Origin of the sequence: Actinocorallia herbida (assembly GCF_003751225.1) — a bacterium.
Taxonomy (GTDB): domain Bacteria; phylum Actinomycetota; class Actinomycetes; order Streptosporangiales; family Streptosporangiaceae; genus Actinocorallia; species Actinocorallia herbida.
This window is the reverse complement of the sequence record NZ_RJKE01000001.1, coordinates 5,358,560-5,380,881: the sequence shown is the minus strand read 5'-3', so window position 1 is coordinate 5,380,881 and position 22,322 is coordinate 5,358,560. Positions and strand designations below refer to the sequence as shown.

Here is a 22,322-nt window from a genome sequence, read left to right as displayed (position 1 = left end):
GGTCGCTAGGTTCTCTGGTGAAGATCGTGTCGGCCGGATCCGCCTCCTTGCGGGGGGAACGGTCGGCGGAGCGCCGCGGCAGGAGATGCCGCGGTGCGGCGTGCCGCGGATCCCCCGCCCTGCGGCCGCCGGGCCTGACCCCGGAGAGAGCTCCGGGGCGCCGAGTCATGGGCAGTGCGCAGGCGCCGCGGCAGCGGGCCGTCGTGCGAGGGGAGAACCAGTGAACGAGACCATCGACGACCCGTCCGAAGGCGGAACCGCCCAGGAGCTGAAGGCGGGCGCCTACCTGCACCCGGACACCGCCGACCCGGGTGCGGGCGTTCCCATCACCGCCCGTGCCTACCGGCGGCCCGGTCTTCCCGGGCGCACGGTCGTCCGGCTGGTTCCGGAGCGGATCGGCGCGGCCGAGGACGCCGCGGCCGCCTTCCACGGACTGGAGCGATTCGGGCCCGCCGAGGTCGTCGGGTTCGGGGCGAGCCGGAGCCTGGCGTTCCCCGGGTGGGCGCTGGTGCATCATCCGCAGGACGCGTCCCGCGCGCTCGCGCTGCTCCCGGAGATCGACCGGTTGTCCGGCCTGGCGGCGGCCCGCCCGCGGGCCGCCCTCGACGGGTTCCTCGCGCTCGGCGAGCGGATCGCCGAGTCGCTGCCGCACCTCCTGCCGACGTACTTCGAGCGCGCGGCCAGGGAGTTCGTGGCCGCCGGGCAGCCCGCCTGCGCGGTCCGCATGTTCACCGCGGCCCGCAAAGCCGAGGACGTCCACGGCCTGCCGATCGACTGGGACAGGCTCGACGAGGTCTTCACGGAGTTCTCCCTGACAGGGGTGCTTCCTTCGGTGTCGCTCTCGGACCACTCCCGGGCACTCGCCTTGCGCCTTCCCGCGGACGAGGCCTTGGCGCGGTACCTGCGCCTCGCCGTGCGGCGGACGTCGGGCGGCGTGCCCCCGGCGGTGTCGATGGTCACCGACCTCCGGCGGCTCGCGAAGGCCGCGTCCGCGGACACCGGCCGGATCGAGTGCGACCACCTCGCCGAACTGCTGACGTTCCCGGCCACCGCGCTCGCACCGCAGAACTGGTGGACGAAGCAGCGGACGACGCTGAAGGCGCTGGCCAGGGAACGCCCCGAGGTCCGCCGCGTCCTGCTCGACCTCACCCCGGCCGTCCTGCGGCATCTCACCTTCCGCGCCACCTGGCGCACCAGGACCGGGCTCGTCGAATCCTGGATCGGCGTCCTGGAGGAGAGCGGCGCCACCTCGCTGCTCGCGGACGGGGCGGCGGGCGAGGACGTCGAGGGCGGCGCGCTGGGCTTCCTCGAAGGCGTGCTGGAGGCGCTCGGTGAGGACTTCTCCAGGAGGTCGATCCTCCTGGAGGCCCTGATCACGCCGATGGCGGGCCGGTTGCGGACCGAGATCGCCGAGCGGGGCGCTCCCTTGGCGTGCCCCGGGAACGTCGACCTGCTCGACCTGCTGCTCGGGCTCGGCCTGCCCGTCGCCGTTCCCACCTGGCGCGGGGTGGACCTCACCGCATGGACCCGGGACGAGAACCGCCGTGATCTCGCCGCGCTGTGCGCCGACGAGCGCTTCGCCGAGAGCCTTCGTTACGCGGTCAGCAGGGCGCACCACCACGGCAGCGAGCACGAGAGGATCCTCTACGCGTCGGCCGCGCTGCGCCCGCACCTGCGGGGCCTCGCCCTGGAGCGGGCGCGGCACGCCGCCGAACCCGCGCTCCCCACGTGGGGCGCGCTCACGAGAGTCCAGGAGCTCCGCCCCGAGATCCTGCGCACCGCCGGTGCGGAGGCGCGCACCGCGCTGCTGTCGGTGGACCCCGCCGGCCTGCTGGCCAGGACCCTGCGCGGCGGCCTGTTCGCCGAACTCGTCTGGCCCGCCCTGGAGGAGGCCATGGCCGAGCTCTTCCCGCCGCGCGGCGCGGGCGATCCGCTGATCGCCGAGGAGTGGCCCTACCTGGTCCTGGCCGGAGACAGACGCGCCATGGTCCTGGACGGCTCCGGGGTCGTCCTCGACCACGAGCTGCGGGCGCCCGCCCGCCGCCCGCTCGGCTTCCGCTTCGTGGACGGTCGGCTGCTCGTCCAGTGGCGGGCCGTGGACGGCGAGATCTCCGGGTACTGGCACACGGAGCCCCACCGGGTGCTGCGCCTGGCGGGCGACCACCTCAACGGCCAGATCCTGAACGGCCCCTGGAGGTCCCCGCAGATCAGCCTGGACGCGCCGGACGGAGGCCGGCTGACCGGCACGTCGGTGATCCGGCCGGGAAAGGCGGCCGCGCCCGGCTCGGCCGAGCTCGTCTCGGACGGCGAGGCGTTCTGGGCGCGCGTCCCGCAGCCGGAAGGACCCGCCTGGCACAGGCTCGACCCGGGCACCGGGCGGCCCGCCGAGCCCGGCATGCCGGACTTCTTCGCCGCGCCCGGCGAAGCCTTCCTGGACGGCTTCCTCGCGCCCTTCCCCGAGCTGGGCCCGACCCCGGTCGGCGCGGTCGTCGGCGGGCTGTTCGGGCAGCGCACCGTCCGGCTGCCCGACGGCACCGCGCGCGGCGAGGACCTCGCCGGCCGCACCACCCCGGCGCTGGCCGGATACGGCACGCTGTGGCCGCTGACCCTGCCGGGCGACGACGCGCCGCGTGCGCTCGCCCGCGACGGAGAGGGTGAATACGGCCGCTGCCGCCTGATCGGCCCGGACGGCCTCGTCCTCGCCGACACCCTGCTGTCCGGCAGGCTCAAGGAGCGGTTCCGCATTCCGCCGGCGCACTACTGGGTCCGGCTCCGGCCCCGTGACGAGAGCGGATCGAGGGCGCTGCGCCGGGTCGACCGGGACCTCGCCGCACGTCTCATGGCGGGGCCGGAGGAGGCCGTCGAGGAGCGCGTGCGCGCCGAACTGCCCGGGGTGGGCGACGCGGTGCTCATCGAGGGCATCGCGAACGCCGTCGCGGACGCGATGCGGATGGCCGCCCGGCTGACGGAGGTGAAGGAGCACGTCGACGGGCTGCTCGAGCCGGTCCCCGGCGTTCCCGCCGAGCGTCCGGCATCGCCCGAAGACCAAGCGGTGTTCCGTGCCGTCGACGGTCTGCGCGAGGACCAGAGCGGCCGCTCTTTCGGGGGTCGGCCGGCCGAGACCGCGCACCTGCTGTGGAGGCTCGCCGGGTTTCGGGAGGGCAGGTACGGCCCGGTCGGCGCGTGGATCGAGCTGCCCGTCCAGGACCTCGACCTGACCTGGGCGCCCGACGCCCTCGCGGCCTTCACGCTGCTGGCCGCGTCCGGGATCGTGCCGGAGCCCAACCGGGCCGCCCTGCGGGAGCTGCTCGCCCTGCTCGACGCCGCGGGTCTCGTCGACGCCGATCCGGCGGCCTGGCGGCTGTTCAGGGTCCGGCCGGGGACGGCGGAGGCCGAGCGCGCGCCCCGCCGCGGGTACCAGCGCGAGGGAGGGGCGTTCTTCGCCGTCGTGGGAGAGGAGAAAGGGGCGATCGACGCGCCGACGGAGTACTGGGCGGTCTGCCATGATCCGTCGGGTGGGTTCGAGGCGCCGGGGGAGTACGAGGTCCTGAAGGTGCTCCCTTATGCCGAGTGCACGACGGGCGTCCCCATCGCGGAGACGCTGGCGCTGCTCGACGCGCAGGGGCCCGCCCCGTGGCACGCCGCTTCGGCCAAGGAGTTCGCGAGGCTGACCGGGGCGACGCCGACGATCGCCGGGCTCGTGGTGTCCGGCCTCATCGGCCTCTCCGGACGCACAAACTCCTCCCAGCTCGACGGGGTGCGCAAGGTGCTCGGCCCCAATGCCGCCGAGATCGCGGCCGCCCAGTCGTCCCTGCGGACCCTGCCGGGGAAGGTGCGCCGCGCGCTCGTCGGCGCGCTGCTGCCCGCCGAACCCGCGCTGCTGTGGAGCCGGGGCCCGGACGTGGCCGCCGCCGCCGAGGTGTGGAACGGGAGCGTCCCCTGGCGCACGATGGTGCCCGAGGACCTCCTCACCACCGCGGAGCAGGTGTTCGGAACCGGGACGGGGGCGCAGCGCCACCTGCGCGCGGTGCTCGACCCGGCGAACGCCCCGAGCCTTTCGCTGGACGTGGAGTTCCTGCCGCGCGGCTACGGTTTCGAGCCCGTTGTCCGGGAGGGGTTCACCGCGGCCGTGCTGGAGTCCTCGGTGCGGACGCTGGCCTGGCTGGCGCACCGGCTGCCCGCGGGCGACCGGCTGCGGACGCTGCTCCCGGCGGGGCTCGCCGCTGTGCGCGAGCGCCTCGCCCACCCCGGGCTCGTCCTCGGGCTGCCGGACCAGATCGACATCGCGGACTTCAAGAAGGCGGTGGGAGAGGCCCCCGAGGAGGAGGGCGACGGATGGGAGCGGTACGGCGCGATCCTCCTCAAAACCGGCGTCTCCCGGTACCGGCCCGGCCTCCTCGTCGCGCGGCTGGCGGACGAGCCGCGGTTGCCCCTGCTGCGCGGCGAGCCGCATGCCGTCGAGATCGCCTTCCGGACGGCGCTCGACGAGCGTTTCGCGGCGCTGCTCGCCGACCCGGGCGACCCCGCCGAAGGCGACCGGCTCAAGGACGGCATCTGGTGGCCCCAGGACCCGTCGAGGTCCGTGCCCGAGGTCGTGGCCGAGGCCGCCGAGCGGTACGGCGTCTCCCGGGACGCCGCGGCGGTGTACCTCATGCTGCTGGCGATGCCCGACCCGACCGACCGCCACACCGCCCGCTGGACCGGGTGGCGGCCCGCCCGCCTGGCCGCGGCCCGCAAGGAGCTCGCCGCCACCGACCTCGTCGCGATGGTCCGCCGCCCGAAGGCGGGCCGCGGCCTGTTCCTGCCCTGCCCGTGGGCCGAGGCCGACGGCCCCCGGGTGCCGATGGAGGAGTGGAAGCAGGCCCTCTACCCCTTCTCCGCCCGCGGCACCGCCCCGCTGACCGCCGTCGTCCCCACCGAACCCGTCGCCGACGTGTACCGCCGCGCCTGGCGCCGGATCGCCGAAGGCGACCGGCCCCGCTTCACCGACCAGGAACCCCCACCCGGGACTCCGGCCCGCTGACCCGGCCCCGGACCCGCACCCGGGCGTCGGCGGGCAGAAGGTGGCCGGTGCCATCCCGAGTGGGCGGCGCCGACGACCTCCCAGCGGCGGTAGACGGGGTCGTCGGGGCGGAGGGCGGGCGTGCGCACGTCGGTCTCGGACTGCACATGGAAGACCGGCGGCCCGTCCTCGCGCGCCGGGGCCGGCCCGACGATGTGGGCGAACTTGACATGCAGCCATTTGGCTGCCTAAATTAAAGGCAGCCGAGAGGCTGCATATCGGTGGTGGAGACCCGGGGGTGTGAGAGCCGGAATGGACGAGGTGTTCAAGGCGCTGGCCGATCCGAGCAGGCGTGCGCTGCTCGACGCGCTCAACGTCCGCAACGGGCAGACGCTGCGCGAGCTGTGCGCCGGGCTCGACATGGCCAGGCAGTCCGTGAGCAAGCACCTCGCCGTGCTGGAGGAGGCCGGGCTCGTCGCGACCGTGCGGCGGGGGCGGGAGAAGCTGCACTACCTCAACGCCGCGCCCGTGCACGAGATCGCCCACCGGTGGATCAGCCGCTACGACCGCGCCAGGGCCGACGCCCTGGCGGACCTGAAACTTGCGCTGGAGGAGACCACGATGGACGCGCCGACCTTCGTCTACACCACCTACATCCGCACCACCCCGCAGAAGCTCTGGCAGGCGCTGACCGAGCCCGCCTTCACCCGCCGCTACTGGGCCACGGAGTTCACCACGGACTGGTCCGTCGGCTCGCCGATGGCCTGGGACAACCACGGCGTGCCGATCAGCGACCCGGAGCAGGTCGTGCTGGAGGCCGAGCCCTACAGCCGCCTCTCTTACACCTGGCACACCATCACCCCCGAACTCGCCCAGCGCTTCGGCTGGGACGACGAGCTGCTCGCCCGGCTGTCCGCCGAGGCCCGCTCGAAGGTCACCTTCACGATCGAGGAGACGGGCCAGGTCGTGAAACTCACCGTCGTGCACGACGGCTTCGAGGCCGGCTCGCGCATGGCCGAGATAGTCGCCCACGGCTGGCCGGGCGTGCTGGCGAGCCTCAAGACACTGCTGGAGACCGGCGAGCCGCTCCCGGACGACTCCTGACCTTGCCGACCGGCAGCGCGTCTCCGGCTCCTCGGCCAGGACGATCCGAGGAGTCGGGGGCCGGAACGGCGGCCACCGGCCGGCCCGCGCTCCGGTGGCGACGGTGCCGGGCGCCCCGGTCGAGGTGGGGAGTTCCTCGAAGCCCTCACATCGGGGCCGTCCGATGTCATCGTCCGAGGCGACCGGCCCGGTCTGCGCAAACCGGGCCGCCGCCCCGGCCGGGCGGCCACCTCGAAGATCACGGCTCCGATTCTCCGCGCAGGCCATGGTGCGGGGTCAGTCCCCTGGGGACAGGAAGAGGGCTTCGGCGTCCAGGAGGGTCTCGGCGTCGCGGAGGATGTCGTCGTCGATGGCGGAGCGGGCGCGGAGGCGGGTCAGCTCGTCGCGTTTGATGTCGAGGACCGCGGTGCGCAAGGCCAGGGCCGTGTCGGGATCGTCGGCGCCCGTGACCTGCGTCAGGTGGTCGGCGGAGTCCTCGGCGATGCGGGCGGCGGGCAGGCGTGCGGCGCGGGTGATGAGGGGGAGGGTGGGGCCGAGGACGGCGGGGGTGAGGGTGAGGGTGGCGACGGTGATGAAGGGGGATGCGGGACTGGCCCGGGACCGCGACGCACGTTCCCTGCGCGTCATAGGTGAAGCCGTGGTAGCCGCACACGACGGTCGCCGCCGACCGCAGCGTCATCCCGTCGGGAACGCGGCGGCGACCTCCACAAGCGCAGCCCGACCCGGTACCGCCCGTCCGCGCCGCGTTCCAGCGCGCCCCACGCCACCAGGGCCGCCGCCAGCCGGTGCGCCGTCGGCAGCGGCAGCCGGGCCCGCCGCGCGATCTCCGTCAGCGACAGCTCCGCGTGCTCGACCCCGAACGCGCCGAGCACGTCGAGCAGCCGGGACGCCGCCGTCCGCGGCTCCCCGCCCCCATCCATCGAACCACCTCCCCGTCGCCGCCGCGTGGGTCTACTCGCGCGGGCGCAGGAGCGCGGCGAGTGTTTTCAGGGCGTCCTTGGCCTGCTGGATCTCCGCCGGGTCGGCGGTGCCGATCAGGGCGGTCAGGGCCGTGTCGATCTCGGCGGGCGGGCGCGCCTCGGCGCGGGCCAGGGCCTCGGCGGTGAGGCGCACGAGGGTGCGGCGGCGGTCGCCGGGGTCGGTGACGATCTCGACGGCGCCGACCTCGCGCAGCCGGGAGACGTAAGCCGAGACCTGGCTCTGCGGCAGCTGGACGCGGGCGGTGACGTCGGTGATCGAGCTGCCGGGGTGCTCGGCGATGTCGAACAGGACGGTGCGGGCCAGCATGCCGAGCCGGTGGAACTCCGGATCCGGCATCGACTGCTCGCCCAGCCGCATCAGCTTGCGGCCCAGATGGAAGACCTCGAACCCGTCCATGCCCGAAGATTACAGCAGAAGTAGATGCATCAAGACTTGATATAACTCGCCGTGGCGGGTTAGCCTCCTCGCCGTGCTGCTTCGACTTCTCCCCCCGCTCCTGCGCCCGCACCGGCGGGCGCTGGCCGCGATCACGCTGCTCCAGCTCGCCCAGTCCGTCGCGGCGCTCGCCCTGCCCGACCTGGGCGCGGCCCTCATCGACGATGGCGTCCTCCAGGACGACCAGGGGTTCATCTGGCGTACGGCAGGCTGGATGGCGGCTGCCGCGCTCGTCCAGCTGGCCTGCGCGGCCGGCGCCGTGGTTCTCGCGGCCCGGGTGGCGGCCGAACTCGCCGGACGGCTCCGGACCGACCTCTTCGCGCACGTCCAGGGCTGGTCGGCGCGGGAGACGGCCCGCTTCGGCGCCGCCTCGCTGCTCACCCGGACCACGAACGACGTCCAGCAGGTCCAGACCCTCGTCCAGCTCACCCTGTCGTTCATGGTGACCGCGCCGCTGATGTGCGCCGGCGGCGTCGTCTTCGCACTGGCGCAGGACCTGCCGCTCTCGCTGCTGATCCTCGTGCTCACCCCCGTGCTGGGCGGATCCGTCCTCGGCGTCCTGCGCGCGATGACGCCGGTGGCGGTACGGCTCCAGCGGGCGCTCGACGGCGTCAACCGCATCCTGCGCGAGCAGATCGCCGGGCAGCGGGTGATCCGGGCCTTCGTCCGGGAGGAGCACGAGCGCGACCGGTTCGCGGCGGCGAACGCCTCCTATACGACGGAGTCCCTGCGGCTCGGCCGCCTCATGGCGCTGCTCCACCCGGTGGTGACGGCGGTCGCCGGCGTCACCGGCGCGGCGGTGGTGTGGTTCGGCGCGGGCCGGGTCGAGGCGGGCGCCATCGGCCCCGGCGCCCTGTCGGCCTTCCTCGGCTACGTCCTGCAGATCCTCGGCGCCGCGATCATGTCGACCTATCTGCTCCAGCAGTGGCCGCGCGCGCAGGTCTGCGCCGCGCGCCTCCGCGAGGTGCTCGACACCCCGACGAGCGTGCCCGAGCCCGCGCATCCGGTGCGGGAGTTCGCCGCGCCGGGCCGGGTCGAGCTGCGCGGCGCGGGGTTCGGGTACCTGGGCGCGCAGGAGCCGGTGCTGCGGGACATCGACCTGGTCGCCGAGCCCGGACGGACGGTCGCGGTCATCGGCGGGACGGGCAGCGGCAAGAGCACCCTGCTGAGCCTGCTCGTCCGGCTCGCCGACGTCACCGAGGGGGCGGCGCTCATCGGCGGCGCCGACGTGCGCGACCTCGATCGCGCAACGCTCAGCCGGGCGGTCGGCCACGTGCCCCAGCGCGCCTTCCTGTTCGCCGGGACCGTCGCCTCCAATCTCCGCTTCGGCGCGCCCGACGCCTCGGACGCCGACCTGTGGCGCGCGCTGGAGGTGGCGCAGGCGCGCGACTTCGTCGCGGCCCTGCCCGGCGGCCTGGACTCGGCGGTCGCCGCGGGCGGGACCAACTTCTCCGGGGGGCAGCGCCAGCGCCTGACGATCGCCCGCGCGATCGCCGCCAAGCCCGCGGTGCTCCTCTTCGACGATTCCTTCTCCGCGCTCGACTCCGCCACCGAGGCCCGGCTGCGGGCGGCGCTGGCGCGGGAGACCGCGGGCACCACGGTGATCGTCGTCGCCCAGCGGGTGGGCTCGATCCGCGACGCCGACCGGATCGTCGTGCTCGACGCCGGGCGGGTCGCCGGCACGGGGACCCACGCCGAGCTCCTGGCGGCGAACCCGGTCTACCGGGAGATCGTCCTGTCCCAGCGCACCGAGGCGGAGGCGGCATGAGCGGCACCCTGCGCCGGGTCAGCGGGTTGCTGGCCGCCGAGCGCCCGCTGATCGCGGGGATCATCGCGGCGGGCGCGGCGAGCGTCGCGCTCACCGCGGCCGGGCCGCTGCTGCTCGGCCGGGCGACGGACCTGGTCGTCGAAGGCGCCCTCGCGGGGGGACTCGACCGCGGCGCCCTCGCCGGGGTCCTGCTCGCCGCCTGCGCGGTCTACGCCGCGGCGGGCCTCTGCGCGGTCGTGCAGGCGAGGGCCGCCAACCGTGCGGTGCAGCGCGTCCTGCGCCGGCTGCGCGAGGCCGTCCAGGCGAAGACCGCCCGGGTGCCGCTCCGCCACTTCGACGCACAGCCGCGTGGCGAGGTGCTGAGCCGGGCCACCAACGACGTCGACAACCTGGGCACCGCCCTGCAGCAGGCGCTCGGCCAGCTCGTCGTTCCGCTGTTCAGCGTCTTCGCGATGCTCGGGGTGATGTTCTGGCTGTCCTGGCCTCTCGCGCTGTTCTCCCTGGTGACCGCGCCGCTGTCCGTTCTCATCGCCGCGAAGCTGGCCGGGCGGGCGCGCCCGGCCTACGCCGGCCTGTGGCGGCACACCGGAGAGCTCACCTCCCGCGTCGAGGAGGCCTTGAACGGGCACGCGCTGATCCGGGCCTACGGCCGGCAGGAGCAGATCCGCGCGCGGTTCGAGGATGGGAATGCCGAACTCGTCCGCAGCACCAGGACGGCGCAGGCGCTCTCGACCGTGATCCAGCCCGTCATGATGTTCGCGAGCAACCTCAACTACCTCGTGATCGCGGTCGCCGGCGGTCTCCTGGTCCTGTCGGGCGGCCTGACCGTGGGGGGCGTGCAGGCGTTCTTCCAGTACTCGCGCCAGTACAGCCAGCCGTTCTCTCAGCTCGCCGGGATGATCGGCATGGTCCAGTCCGGCCTCGCCTCCGCCGAGCGGGTCCTCGCCCTGCTCGACGTCCCCGAGCAGGACCCGGATCCGGCGCGCCCGGTGCGGCCCGACGGGCCGGGGCGCGTGGTGTTCGAGCGCGTCTCCTTCGGCTACTCGCCGGACCGCCCGCTCCTGCGGGGCCTGGACCTGGTCGCCGAGGCCGGCCGGACCGTCGCGATCGTCGGACCGACGGGGGCGGGCAAGACGACGCTCGTCAACCTCCTTCTGCGCTTCCACGAGCTCGACGGAGGGCGCATCACGCTCGACGGCGCCGACATCGCCCGGATGACCCGCGCCGACCTGCGCTCTCGGATCGGCATGGTCCTCCAGGACACGTGGCTGTTCGGCGGCACCATCGCCGAGAACATCGCCTACGGCGCGCACGGCGCCACCCGGGATCAGGTCGTCGCCGCCGCGCGGGCCGCCCACGCGGACCGGTTCGTCCGCACGCTGCCGGACGGCTACGACACCCGCCTCGACGACGAAGGCTCCTCCCTCAGCGCGGGGGAGATGCAGCTCCTCGCGATCGCCCGGGCGTTCCTCGCCGATCCGGCCATCCTCGTGCTCGACGAGGCCACCAGCTCGGTCGACACCCGCACCGAGAGCCTGGTCCAGGAGGCGATGGCCCGGCTGCGCGCGGGCCGGACCGCCTTCGTGATCGCCCACCGGCTGTCCACGATCCGCGACGCCGACACCATCGTGGTGCTGCGCGACGGCGCCGTGGCCGAACAGGGCGGGCACGACGAGCTCCTGGCCGCAGGGGGCCTCTACGCAAGCCTCTACGCCGCCCAGTTCGCGGCTCCTTGACCCGCCGCCCCCTGTTGCGGGGAGGCAGGTGCTGTTACGGTACTCAACCGCATTGGTAATGCGCATTAGTTATCGCCCGGCGCCCCTAGGGTGCGGGGCGGCCCGCCCCTTTCGAGTACCTGAAGGTCCCCATGACGCTCACCCCAGCCGACCGGCCGTCGCCGGCCGTACCGCCCGCCGAAGGGCCCCCGGGCAAGGCGGGTCCCGAGGACGCCGGTCCCGCTTACGTCCGCCTGCTGATCCTCGCCCAGTTCGGCGTGTTCATGGCCCTGGTGACGCCGATCGCCATCTCCCTGGCGATCCGGGTCGAGCAGCTCGCGCCCGACCACGAGGAGTACCTCGGCTACATCATCGGCACGGGCGGGCTGACCACGGTGGTGGCCGCCCCGCTGGTCGGCATGCTCAGCGACCGCACCCGCAGCCGGCTCGGCCGCCGGAGCCCGTACCTGATCGCCGCGACGGCCGTCGGCGTCGCCGCGCTTCCGGTCCTGGCCCTGGCGCCGAGCGTCCCCGTGCTCGGTCTCGGTTGGGTCCTGGCCCAGCTGGGCTGGGGGACCGTGCTGCCGCTCCTCCTGGCCTCGCAGGCCGACCGGCTGCCCGAGGCGCAGCGGGGCAAGGTCTCCGGGCTGGCCGGGGTCGTGCAGCAGCTCGCGCCGGTGGCGGGCGCCCTGATGGGCGGGGCGTTCGCGGGGAGCAACCTGCTGCTGTTCCTCGTGCCCGGCACGATCGGCGCGGTGTCGATGGTCCTGTTCGTCGCTCTCGTGCGCGAGCCGGACTCCCGCGGACGGGGCGATGACCTTCCGCCGATCACCGCCGCCTCCTTGGCGCGAACCTACGTGTTCGACCCGCGGCAGAACCCGGACTTCGCGTGGAACTGGCTCGGCAAGTTCCTGTTCATGGTCGGGCTCACCTTCAACACGACGTTCACCGCGTTCTTCCTCGCCGACCGCATGGGCGTGCGCGTCGAGGAGGTGTCCGGCACCATCGCGGTGCTCGCGGGCGGCGGCATCTTCGCCACGATGCTGGGCGCGCTGGGCGGCGGCCTGCTGTCCGACCGGCTCCGGCGCCGCCGGATCTTCGTGCTGGCCGGCGGCGGCGTCTTCGCACTGGGCGTCACCGTCATGGCGCTGGCGCCGGGCATGCCGCTGATCATCGCCGGAGCGATCCTGGGCAACTTCGGGCTCGGCGTGTTCGCGGCCGTGGACCAGGCGCTCATGCTCGACGTGCTGCCGGACCGGGAGACCGACGCGGGCCGTTTCGCCGGCATCTACAACTTCTCCACCACGATCGCCCAGGGCCTCGCCCCGCTCATCGCCCCGGCCCTCCTCGCCGTCGGCGCGGCCGACGGCGAGCGGAACTACACGCTGCTCTACCTCGTAGCCGCGGCCTTCACCCTGCTCGGCGGGCTCGTCGTCGCCACGAGGATCACGTCCGTGAGGTGACCGGCTCCCGCCGCCGTCAGGGCGCGTCAGGTGGACTCGCGCAGCACGATCCGGGGGTCGATGTCGCTGCCCGGGTCCGCGCGCCGCTCGCCCGCCAGGGCCGCCACGACGGCGGCGGCCCGGCGCTCGACCACTTGGCGCAGGTCGAAGCTCACGGAGGTGAGCGGGGGAGCGGTGAGGCGCGCGGCGGCGATGTCGTCGGCGCCGATGACCGCCATGTCGCCGGGCGCGGCCAGGCCGTGCGCGCGCATGCCCGCGAGCACGGCCATCGCCGTCTCGTCGTTGAAGGCGCACACCGCGGTCACCCCGTTCTCGCGCCACCGCCCGACGGCTTGCGCTCCGCTGTCGAGGTCCAGGCTCACCGTCAGGGCCAGGGGCGGTTCGGCGCCCGCGTCGGCGCAGGCCGCGACGGCCCCTTGCAGGCGTTCCTCCGCCATGGGGAACAGTCCGGGGTGCGCGGGCAGGGCGTAGCCCAGTCTCCGGTGCCCGTGCGCGATGAGGTGCTCGGCCTGGAGCCGGCCGACCGGCTCCATCATGGGCGCGTCCCTGTCGGGCAGGGTCGGCAGGACGACGTCGGCGCCCGCGCGGTGCAGCGCCTGCACGGTGTCGGCGTCGAAGGCGCCGAATCCGACGACGGCCGAGGCGCTGACCGCCGCGCACACGTCGGGCAGAGACCGGCCGTGCGCCCCGGCGAGGTGGGTGACCAGGTTCAGGTTGTGCTCGGCGAGAGCCGAGGCCAAGCCTTCGATGAAACTGCTGATGCCCTGGCCGATGGGCAGGTCGGGCACGGCGAGCAGGACGATGTCGCTGCGTCCGGCGGCCAGCGCCCGGGCGGAGGCGTGCGGGCGGTAGTCGAGCTGCCGGGCCGCTTCCAGCACGCGCCGCCTGGTCTCCTCCGGGATCGTCTGGCCCGGCCGGTTGTTCAGCACGAAGCTGACCGTCGTCTGGGAGACGCCGGCGGCGCGGGCGACGTCGGAGCTGGTGGGGCGTTTGGCGGGTCGCGTCATGGCCTTCTCATCGCAGGGGCGCCGATCTTCGGCGTCGCCCCATCGTAGGACCTGCCGGTGCGCGCTCGCCCGCACTCCCAGGCCGGTCGAGCACCCCGTGCACGGCAGGTGACGGCGCTGTTGCGAACCCGTGTCTTGCCTCTCCCACGAGCCCGGTCTACCATGCTAATCCGCATTACTAATGCGAATTAGTTCCGTCCCGAAGGCCCCATCCCCGACCCAGGGCCCGCCCCCACAGGGAGTTCCATGTCCATCTCGGCCAGACCGCTCTTCCAGCGGTCCCGGATCCTCACCGCCACCGTCGCGGCGGCGGCGCTGCTCACCACGGCGGCGTGCGGCGGAGCAGAGTCCGATTCTTCGGACACATCGGCGAGCACGAAGCTCGCTCTCGCCATCCAGTCCGCCCCGAGCTCCTTCGAGGTGACGCGGCTCGACGGAGGGCAGGCCGCCTATGTCTGGGCCTCGCTCTACGACACGCTCCTCTACACCGACGAGCAGGGGCGGATCCAGCCGAACGCGGCCGAGTCCTACACCTACTCCGAAGACCGCGAGACCCTGACGTTCAAGATCCGCTCGGGTATGAAGTTCAGTTCGGGCGCCCCGGTGAACGCCGTGGCCGCCAAGGCGAGCCTGGACGCGATCCGCGAGACCCCCGGCCCGAGCCAGTCCTACCTCGCGTCGGTCAAGGCGGTCGAAGCGCCCGACGACCTGACGCTGGTCCTCAAGCTGAAGGCCGCCGACGACTCCCTGATCACGTACCTGGCCGGAAGCAGCAGCGTGATCGCCGACCCGGCGGCGATGAAGCAGCCGAACGCCGCGACGGACCCCGTCAGCTCCGGCCCCTACATCCTGGACAAGGCCGCGACGGTCAGCGGCTCGACCTACACGCTGAAGAAGCGCAAGGACTACTGGAACCCCGACCTCTACCCGTTCGACACGATCCAGGTCCGGGTCATGCCCGACCGGGCGGCGGTGGTCAACGCGCTGCGCGCCGGCGAGCTCAACGCCGGCACCGTCGACTCCTCCCAGGTCGAGGCCCTGAAGTCGGCCGGCCTCGGGCTCAAGCAGATCAAGGCGAGCACGGTGGCGACGCTGTTCCTCGCCGACCGCGCGGGCAGCAAGCTCAAGCCGCTCGGCGACCTGAAGGTGCGCCAGGCGATCAACATGGCGTTCGACCGCGCCAAGCTGGTCCAGACCGTCCTGCGCGGCTCCGGGCTGCCCACCGCCCAGCTCTTCAACCCGAAGGGCACCGCCTACGACGCCGCGCTGGACGAGCGCTACCCCTACGACGTCGCGGGCGCCAAGAAGCTGCTGGCCGAGGCCGGGTACGCGGACGGCTTCGCCGTCACGATGCCGAGCTTCGTCACCACCAAGCCGCTCGAGCCCTTGATCGCCCAGAGCCTGGCCGACATCGGCGTCAAGGTGACGTGGGAGTCGGTGCCGATCCAGCAGCAGTTCACCGCGCTGGGCTCGGCGAAGTACCCGATGTACTTCGGCATCTACGGGCTCGACCACGACCCGCTGCTGGTGGACACCTACACCACGCCCGGCACGCCCACCAACCCGTTCAAGTCCGCCGACCCCGAGCTCACCGAGCTGCTCGGCGAGGCGGACACCGTGGCGGACCCCGCCGGGACCTACAAGAAGATCACCCGGTTCTTCGTGGAGGAGGCCTGGTTCGCCCCCGTCATGGACATCGGCACCAACTGGGTGACCGCCAAGGGGGTCGAGTACCTCGGCGACGGTTCCTCGGCCGCCATCACCGTCCGGTCCTTCGGCACCTCCGACTGAACACGATCCGGGCGGCCCCGGCCGGGGCCGCCCGGACCACGCAAGACCCGAAGGAAGCCACATGCTCCGCTACGTGCTGCGCCGCCTGTTCTCCGGACTGGTGCTCGCGGTCCTCGTCACCCTCATCACGTTCCTTCTGCTGGTCCCGTCCTTCGACGACGTCGTGGGCAGCCGGATCGGTCTCAGCGCGACGCCGGAGGCGATCGCGGCGCTGAAAGCCGACATGGGTCTGGACCGGCCGGTGATGGTCCAGTACCTCGACTGGCTGTCCGGTGCCGTCCGCGGCGACCTGGGCGCCTCCTTCTTCTCGGGAGAGCCGGTCAGCCGTACCGTCGGGCAGCACCTCGGCGTGACCCTGTCGATCGTCGTCGTCACGCTGCTGCTCACGGTCGCCGTCAGCATCACGCTCGGCGTCCTGGCCGCCTCGCGCGGCGGCGCGGTCGACAAGATCACCCAGGCGGCCTCCCTGACCGGCCACCTGGTGCCCAACCTGCTCATCGCGATCGGCCTGGTCTACCTGCTGGCGATCAAGGCGAAGCTGCTGCCCGCCACCGGCTTCACCCCGATGAGCGAGGACCCGGTGGCCTGGGCGCGGACCATCACCATCCCGGTAGTCGCGCTGCTGGTCGGGAGCGTCGCGGGCCTCACCGCGCAGGTGCGCGGGACCATGATCGGCGAGTTGCGCAAGGACTACGTCCGCACGCTGCGCACCCGCGGGATCTCCCACCGGTCGGTGGTGCTCAGGCACGCGCTGCGCAACGCGGCGGGACCCGCGCTGACGGTCCTGTCGTTCGAGTTCATCGCGCTGCTGGGCGGCGCGCTCATCATCGAGAAGGTGTTCGCGATCCCGGGCTTCGGCAGCTTCGCCTTCGACGCCTCCCTCCAGGGGGACGTGCCCGTGATCATGGGCATCACGCTGTTCGCCGTGCTCCTCGTCGTCACCGTCAACCTCGCCGTCGACCTCGCGAACGGCTGGCTCAACCCGAAGGCGAGGATCTTTTGACCGCCGACACCTCCCGCGTGGAATCCGCGGCCGCGGCCGGCTCCGCCGCGCAGCCGCCGGCGCGCCGGGCCTCGGCCGCGCGCAGGCTCCTCCGCGACCCGCAGGCGGTCGCCACCGCGACCCTGGTGCTCCTGATCGTCGCCCTGGGACTGCTCGCGCCGGTGCTCGCCTCGCACGGTCCGAACGCCTCCTCCCTCGACCACATCGACGCCGGATTCGGCACACCGGATTACCCGCTGGGCGGCGACCACAGCGGCCGCGACATCTGGGCGCGGCTGCTGCACTCCATCAACACCAGCGTGGTCTCCGCGCTCATCGGCGCCGGCATCGCCCTGGCCGTCGGCGTGACCGCCGGGCTGGTCGGCGGCTACTACGACCGGGCGCGCTCGGCGACCGAGTGGACGTTCAGCCTCATCATGACGTTCCCCGGGCTGCTGCTGCTCATCGTCCTCATGCCGCTGACGGGCGGCGACTTCCGCGTCACCATGGCCATCTTCGGTGTGCTGCTGTCGCCCGGCATCTACCGGATCGTGCGCAACCAGGTCGTCGGGGTGAAGAACGAGCTGTTCGTCGACGCGGCCCGGGTGTCCGGGCTGACCGACCTGCGCATCCTGGCCCGCCACGTGCTGTCCGCGGTGCGCGGCCCCGTGATCGTCGCGGCGGCGTTCCTGTGCGGTTCGTCCATCGGCGTCCAGGCGGGCCTGGCCTTCCTGGGCGTCGGACCGGCCAGTACCCCCAGCTTCGGGTCCATGGCCGCCGAAGGCTTCCAGAACCTGTACATCGCCCCCTTGCAGATCCTCTGGCCCAGCCTGGTGCTCGGCACCATGACCGCCTCGCTCGTCCTGTTCGGCAACGCGCTGCGCGACACCCTCGAAGGCGCCACCCCCAAGCCCGCGAAGAACGCGCTGCCCAAGGCGGCCCCCGCGCAGGCGGGAGACGATGCGGCGGGAGAGGACGCGCCGGCTGCGCTGCTCACCGTGCGGGACCTGGCGATCGCTTACCCGACGCCGTCGGGGGAGCTCAAGGAAGTGGTCAGCGGGGTGGACCTGCGGCTGGAGACCGGGGAGACGCTCGGGCTGGTCGGAGAGTCGGGCTCGGGCAAGACCCAGACGGCGTTCGCGGTCCTGGGCGTGCTGCCTCCGGAGGCGGTCGTCACCCGGGGCTCGATCCGCCTGAACGGGCGCGAGCTGGTCGGGCTGGGCGAACGGGAGCTGCGCGGGTTGCGCGGCAAGACCATCGCCTACGTCCCGCAGGAACCCATGTCCAACCTCGACCCCTCCGCCACGGTCGGGTCACAGCTCGTCGAAGGGCTGCGCGCGGCGAGCGGGATCTCGCGGCAGGAGGCCCGCGAGCGGGTTCTGGCGCTTCTCGCGCGGGTCGGCATCCCCGACCCGGAGCGCACGTTCCGCAGCCACCCGCACGAGATCTCCGGCGGCATGGCGCAGCGGGTGCTCATCGCGGGTGCCGTGGCCTGCCGCCCCGTCCTGCTGGTCGCCGACGAGCCGACGACGGCGCTCGACGTCACCGTGCAGGCCGAGATCCTCGACCTGCTGCGGGACCTGCAGGAGGAGATGGGCATGGCGGTGCTGATGGTCACCCACAACTTCGGCGTGGTCGCCGACCTGTGCGACCGCATCGCCGTCATGCGCGAAGGACAGGTCGTCGAGACGGGGACGGCCATGGAGATCTTCCACCGGGCCCGGCACCCCTACACGAAGCTGCTCCTGGACTCGGTCCTGGACGAGGAGACCGTGCGGACCGACCCGCCCCCCGCGGCGGTCCCGGCCGCCCCGGTGGCCGGCGGCACGGGGAAGGAGACCCGATGACCACGCCTCTGCTCGAAGTGCAGGACCTGCGGCTCGCCTATCCCGGCCAGGGCTTCCGGGCCCGTCCGGTGGAGATCCTGCACGGGGTCTCCCTGACCGTGGCGCAGGGCGAGACGCTCGGTCTCGTCGGCGAGTCCGGCTCGGGAAAGACGACGATCGGCCGGGCCCTGCTCGGGCTGGCCAGGCCCAGCGGCGGCCGCATCGTCTTCGGCGGCCGGGACATCACCCGGCTCCCCGCCAAGGAACGGCGCTCCCTGGCCCGCGACCTTCAGGTCGTCTTCCAGGATCCCTACACCTCGCTGAATCCCTCGCTGACGGTCGGCGACATCCTGAGCGAGCCGCTCGTCGTCCAGGGGACGCGCCCGAGCGACGCCCGCAGGAGGGTCGGCGACCTGCTCGACCAGGTCGGGCTGCCCGCCGACGCCGCCGAGCGGCTGCCCCGGGAGTTCAGCGGCGGCCAGCGCCAGCGCGTGGCCATCGCGCGGGCGCTGGCCCCCGAGCCCCGGCTGATCGTCTGCGACGAGCCCGTCTCCGCGCTCGACCTGTCGACCCAGGCCCGCGTGCTGGACCTCCTCATCGACATCCAGCGCCGTACGGGGGTGGCCTACCTGTTCATCTCGCACGACCTGGCCGTGGTCCGCCACATCAGCCACCGCGTGGCCGTCCTGTACCGCGGTGACCTGGTGGAGACCGGGCCCGCCCCGCAGGTCACCTCAGCGCCGGAGCACCCCTACACCCGCCGCCTCGTCCTGGCCTCGCCGGTCGCCGACCCGGTGGAGCAGGGCAAGCGCCGCGCCGAGCGGCGCCGCCTGGCCGAGGCCGGTTCACCAGCGAACGAAGGAAGCAGCACGTGAGCGAGACGCTCCGCACGAGCATCACCCCCGGCCAGGTCTGGCTGGACACCAAAGGAGAGCGGATCCAGGCCCACGGCGGGTCGATCCTGTATCTCGACGGCACCTTCTACTGGTACGGGGAGAACAAGGAGAAGACCCTTCCCGGCAGCGGCATCTGGCACTGGGGCATCCGCCTGTACGCGTCCCGGGACCTGTACAACTGGGAGGACCGCGGGCTGATCATCCCGCCGGAGCCGGACGACCCCGCGAGCCCCCTGCACCCGGCCCGGATGGTCGACCGGCCGCACATCGTCCAGGACCGGCGCACCGGGAGGTTCGTGTGCTGGATCAAGATCATGGGCGAGATCCAGGAATCCACCGTGCTGGTCGCCGACGCGATCGAGGGGCCGTACAAGATCGTCCGCACGGGCCTGCGCCCGCTCGGGATGAGCGCCGGCGACTTCGACCTCGTCGTCGATCCGACCGACGGCAAGGGCTACTACTACTTCGAGCGCGTCCACAGCGAGCTCATCTGCGCCGACCTCACCGAGGACCACACCGACGTGACCGGCTACTACTCCACCCACCTCCCGCGGTCCCGCCCGCCGTTCGTCCGCGAGGCCCCCGCCTACTTCCGCCGCGGCGCCAAGCACTATCTGTTCACCTCGGGCACCTCGGGGTACTTCCCCAACCCGAGCGAGGTCGCGGTCGCCGACACCTACCACGGCCCCTGGACCGTGCTGGGCGACCCGCACCCGGGTGACGGGACCGGCACCTCCTACCGGTCCCAGATCTCCTCGGTCTTCAAGCACCCCCACAAGAAGGACCTCTACATAGCGCTGGCCGACCGGTGGCTGCCCGAGGTCCCGGTCGAGATCTGCGCCCGCGTCCTGGAGAGCCTGTCGGCGGCGCCGGCTCCGATCGACGGACCCGCCGAAGCCCCGGCCCAGGCCCCGGCGGATCCCGGCCCCGGCGTGAGCGAGGAGCAGGCCAAGGCGCGAGCCGCCTTCATGGATCCCGACACCTCGATCGCGGACTACGTCTGGCTCCCCGTCCGCTTCGACGGCGACACACCCCGCATCGACTGGCACGACGAATGGCGCATCGAGGACCACGACTGATGGACATCTCCAAGATCCTCACCGACCTCACCCTCGCCGAGAAGGCGGCGCTGCTCTCGGGCTCGCGCGCCTGGGACACGGCACCGGTCGAACGGCTCGGCATCCCGTCGGTCATGCTGACGGACGGCCCGCACGGCCTGCGCAAGCAGGACCCCGCCGCCGAGCGGTTCAGCCTCCACGCGAGCGTGCCCGCCACCTGCTTCCCGACCGCCGCTGCGCTGGGCTCCTCCTGGGACCCCGACCTGCTCCTCCGGGTCGGTCAGGCGCTCGGCGACGAGAGTCTGGCCGAGGGCGTGGCCGTTCTGCTGGGGCCGGGCGTCAACATCAAGCGGTCGCCGCTGTGCGGGCGGAACTTCGAGTACCTGTCGGAGGACCCCGTCGTCAGCGGCCATCTCGGTGCGGCGCTGGTGCGGGGGGTGCAGAGCCGGGGCGTGGGAGCCTCGGTGAAGCACTTCGCCGCCAACAACCAGGAGACCGACCGGATGCGCGTCAGCGCCCAGGTCGACGAGCGCACCCTGCGGGAGATCTACCTGGCCGCCTTCGAACACATCGTCACCGTCGCGCAGCCGTGGACGGTGATGGCGGCCTACAACAAGGTCAACGGTGTGCACGCCGCCCAGCACCCGTGGCTGCTCACCGAGGTCCTGCGCGAGGAGTGGGGCTTCGACGGCCTGGTGGTCTCGGACTGGGGCGCGGTCTCCGATCCCGTGGCCGCGGTCGCGGCGGGGCTGGACCTGGAGATGCCGACGACGAACGGCACCAGCGCGGCGCGGCTCGTCGAAGCCGTCGAGACCGGCCGGCTGGACGAGGCGGTCCTGGACCGGGCGGTGCGACGGGTGCTGGAGCTCGTGGACCGCGCCGCGCGGGCCCGCACGGGCGCCGTCGTCGACTTCGAGCGGCACCACGCCCTGGCCCGGCGGGCGGCGGCCGAGTCCGCGGTCCTGCTGAAGAACGAGCGCGGGATCCTGCCGCTGGACCCCGGGGCGGACATGACCGTCGCGGTGATCGGCGAGTTCGCCAGGACGCCGAGGTTCCAGGGGGCGGGCAGTTCCCTGGTCACCCCGACGCGGGTCGACAACGCCCTGGACGCCCTCATCGAGGCGGCCGGGCCGCACCTCAAGGTCACCTACTCACCCGGATTCGCCCTCTCGGGCGCGGAGGACGGGGCGCTGCGGGCCGAGGCGGTCGCCGCCGCGACGGCGGCCGATGTCGTCGTGGTGTTCCTCGGGCTGCCCGAGGGCGAGGAGACCGAGGGGACCGACCGCGAGCACCTCGGCCTGCCGGGCACTCAGCTCCGGCTGCTGGAGGCCGTGGCGCGGGCCAACCGGTCCGTGGTCGTCGTCCTGGCGAACGGCGGCGTCGTGGAGACCGCGAGCTGGGACCACCGGGCCCGCGCCGTCCTGGAGGCCTGGCTCGGCGGGCAGGCCGGCGGTGGAGCGGTCGCCGACCTGCTGTTCGGGCGGGTCAATCCCTCGGGCCGGCTCGCCGAGACGATCCCGGTCCGGCTCCAGGACAACCCCAGCTACCTGGACTTCCCCGGGAGCGAGGGCATCGTGTCCTACGGGGAGCGGCTGTACGTCGGATACCGCTACTACGACGCCAAGGGCCTGGAAGTCGCCTACCCCTTCGGGCATGGCCTGTCCTACACCACCTTCGCCTACTCCGATCTGGACACCGCGGTCGAGGGCCAGGGCGACGACGTCGTCGTCCGCGTGCGGCTGACGCTCACCAACACCGGTCCCGTCAGAGGCAGGGAAGTGGTGCAGGTCTACGTCGGCGATCCGGTCTGCTCGGTCGACCGGCCGGTCCGGGAGCTCAGGGCTTTCGCGAAGGTCGGGCTCGTGCCCGGGGAGTCCGCGCCGGTCGAGTTCGAGCTCCGCGCCCGCGACCTGTCGTTCTTCCATCCCGCCCGAGGCCGCTGGACGCTGGAGTCCGGTGACTTCGAGATCGCCGTCGGAGCCTCCTCCCGCGACCTCCGGCTGACCGCCTCCGTGGCGGTCGAGGCCCCGGCGTACGCGGCCCCCCTCACGCTGGAGGACCCGGTCGGGCAATGGCTCGGCCACCCGGAGGGCGGCCCCCTGCTCCGCGAGGCGGTCCAGACGATGGAGGGGTCGGGCATCGCACACGATCCCGACATCCTCCGCATGGTCGAGGCGCTGCCGTTGAGCAGGCTGGTCGCCATGGGCGGCGGCCGGCTGGACACCACGCGGATCGACAGTTTCCTCACGGGCCAGTCGGCCTGATGCAGCGCGCAGAATCTAAGGAAGTCACGC

General features: G+C 73.2%; 15 protein-coding genes and 1 pseudogene. 11 read left to right on the top strand and 5 right to left on the bottom strand.

What is annotated here, in order from left to right; translation table 11 throughout:
• Positions 1-220 precede the first annotated feature (220 nt).
• Positions 221-5,023 (top strand): DNA-binding protein, encoded by a 4,803-nt coding sequence (locus EDD29_RS24370; RefSeq protein WP_123666637.1) that lies wholly within the window; start codon positions 221-223, stop codon positions 5,021-5,023.
• Between the two features lie 32 nt (positions 5,024-5,055).
• Here the strand turns inward: EDD29_RS24370 and EDD29_RS48180 are convergent.
• Positions 5,056-5,217, bottom strand: a pseudogene (locus tag EDD29_RS48180) (alpha/beta hydrolase domain-containing protein); the annotation flags it as partial.
• Positions 5,218-5,302: 85 nt separating this feature from the next.
• Between EDD29_RS48180 and EDD29_RS24365 the strand changes: the two are divergent.
• Positions 5,303-6,106, top strand: a complete 804-nt coding sequence (locus EDD29_RS24365; RefSeq protein ID WP_246052978.1) for an ArsR/SmtB family transcription factor — start codon at positions 5,303-5,305, stop codon at positions 6,104-6,106.
• A gap of 238 nt (positions 6,107-6,344) precedes the next feature.
• Here the strand turns inward: EDD29_RS24365 and EDD29_RS46420 are convergent, their stop codons facing one another.
• Genes EDD29_RS46420 through EDD29_RS24350 form a run of 3 tightly spaced genes read right to left on the bottom strand, consistent with a single transcriptional unit; the run spans position 6,345 to position 7,483 of the window.
• Entirely contained in the window at positions 6,345-6,785 is a 441-nt protein-coding gene (locus EDD29_RS46420) for a Rieske 2Fe-2S domain-containing protein (protein ID WP_211360333.1), read from the bottom strand.
• Entirely contained in the window at positions 6,730-7,026 is a 297-nt protein-coding gene (locus EDD29_RS24355) for a helix-turn-helix domain-containing protein (protein ID WP_123666635.1), read from the bottom strand. Before EDD29_RS24355 ends, EDD29_RS46420 begins: the two co-directional genes overlap by 56 nt.
• A 31-nt stretch (positions 7,027-7,057) precedes the next feature.
• Complete coding sequence (locus tag EDD29_RS24350) at positions 7,058-7,483, bottom strand: MarR family winged helix-turn-helix transcriptional regulator (RefSeq protein ID WP_123666634.1); 426 nt, start codon at positions 7,481-7,483, stop codon at positions 7,058-7,060.
• 73 nt (positions 7,484-7,556) lie between these two features.
• Between EDD29_RS24350 and EDD29_RS24345 the strand changes: the two genes are divergently transcribed.
• From EDD29_RS24345 to EDD29_RS24335, 3 genes are all read left to right on the top strand, one after another.
• Positions 7,557-9,290, top strand: coding sequence for an ABC transporter ATP-binding protein (locus EDD29_RS24345; protein ID WP_123666633.1), 1,734 nt, complete (start codon positions 7,557-7,559; stop codon positions 9,288-9,290).
• Entirely contained in the window at positions 9,287-11,026 is a 1,740-nt protein-coding gene (locus tag EDD29_RS24340) for an ABC transporter ATP-binding protein (protein WP_123666632.1), read from the top strand. The genes EDD29_RS24345 and EDD29_RS24340 overlap by 4 nt, the downstream gene beginning before the upstream one ends.
• Positions 11,027-11,157: 131 nt before the next feature.
• Positions 11,158-12,468, top strand: coding sequence for an MFS transporter (locus tag EDD29_RS24335; RefSeq protein ID WP_123666631.1), 1,311 nt, complete (start codon positions 11,158-11,160; stop codon positions 12,466-12,468).
• A 26-nt stretch (positions 12,469-12,494) separates the two neighbouring features.
• Here EDD29_RS24335 and EDD29_RS24330 read toward each other — a convergent pair whose 3' ends face one another.
• On the bottom strand, positions 12,495-13,475 hold the full coding sequence (locus EDD29_RS24330) for a LacI family DNA-binding transcriptional regulator (RefSeq protein WP_123666630.1): 981 nt from the start codon (positions 13,473-13,475) through the stop codon (positions 12,495-12,497).
• Between the two features lie 246 nt (positions 13,476-13,721).
• On the opposite strand from EDD29_RS24330, the gene EDD29_RS24325 reads away from it, so the two are divergent.
• From EDD29_RS24325 to EDD29_RS24300, 6 genes are all read left to right on the top strand, one after another.
• A complete protein-coding gene (locus tag EDD29_RS24325; RefSeq protein WP_123666629.1) occupies positions 13,722-15,266 on the top strand; it encodes an ABC transporter substrate-binding protein in 1,545 nt (514 codons plus the stop codon).
• Between the two features lie 61 nt (positions 15,267-15,327).
• Complete coding sequence (locus EDD29_RS24320; RefSeq protein WP_123666628.1) at positions 15,328-16,269, top strand: ABC transporter permease; 942 nt, start codon at positions 15,328-15,330, stop codon at positions 16,267-16,269.
• Positions 16,266-18,095, top strand: coding sequence for a dipeptide/oligopeptide/nickel ABC transporter permease/ATP-binding protein (locus EDD29_RS24315; RefSeq protein ID WP_246052975.1), 1,830 nt, complete (start codon positions 16,266-16,268; stop codon positions 18,093-18,095). Before EDD29_RS24320 ends, EDD29_RS24315 begins: the two co-directional genes overlap by 4 nt.
• A complete protein-coding gene (locus tag EDD29_RS24310; protein ID WP_123666627.1) occupies positions 18,092-18,949 on the top strand; it encodes an ATP-binding cassette domain-containing protein in 858 nt (285 codons plus the stop codon). Before EDD29_RS24315 ends, EDD29_RS24310 begins: the two co-directional genes overlap by 4 nt.
• Positions 18,946-20,049: a family 43 glycosylhydrolase gene (locus EDD29_RS24305; RefSeq protein ID WP_123666626.1), complete on the top strand. Its 1,104-nt coding sequence runs from the start codon at positions 18,946-18,948 to the stop codon at positions 20,047-20,049. The genes EDD29_RS24310 and EDD29_RS24305 overlap by 4 nt, the downstream gene beginning before the upstream one ends.
• Positions 20,049-22,292: a glycoside hydrolase family 3 C-terminal domain-containing protein gene (locus EDD29_RS24300; protein WP_123666625.1), complete on the top strand. Its 2,244-nt coding sequence runs from the start codon at positions 20,049-20,051 to the stop codon at positions 22,290-22,292. The genes EDD29_RS24305 and EDD29_RS24300 overlap by 1 nt, the downstream gene beginning before the upstream one ends.
• The last annotated feature ends 30 nt before the right edge of the window (positions 22,293-22,322 follow it).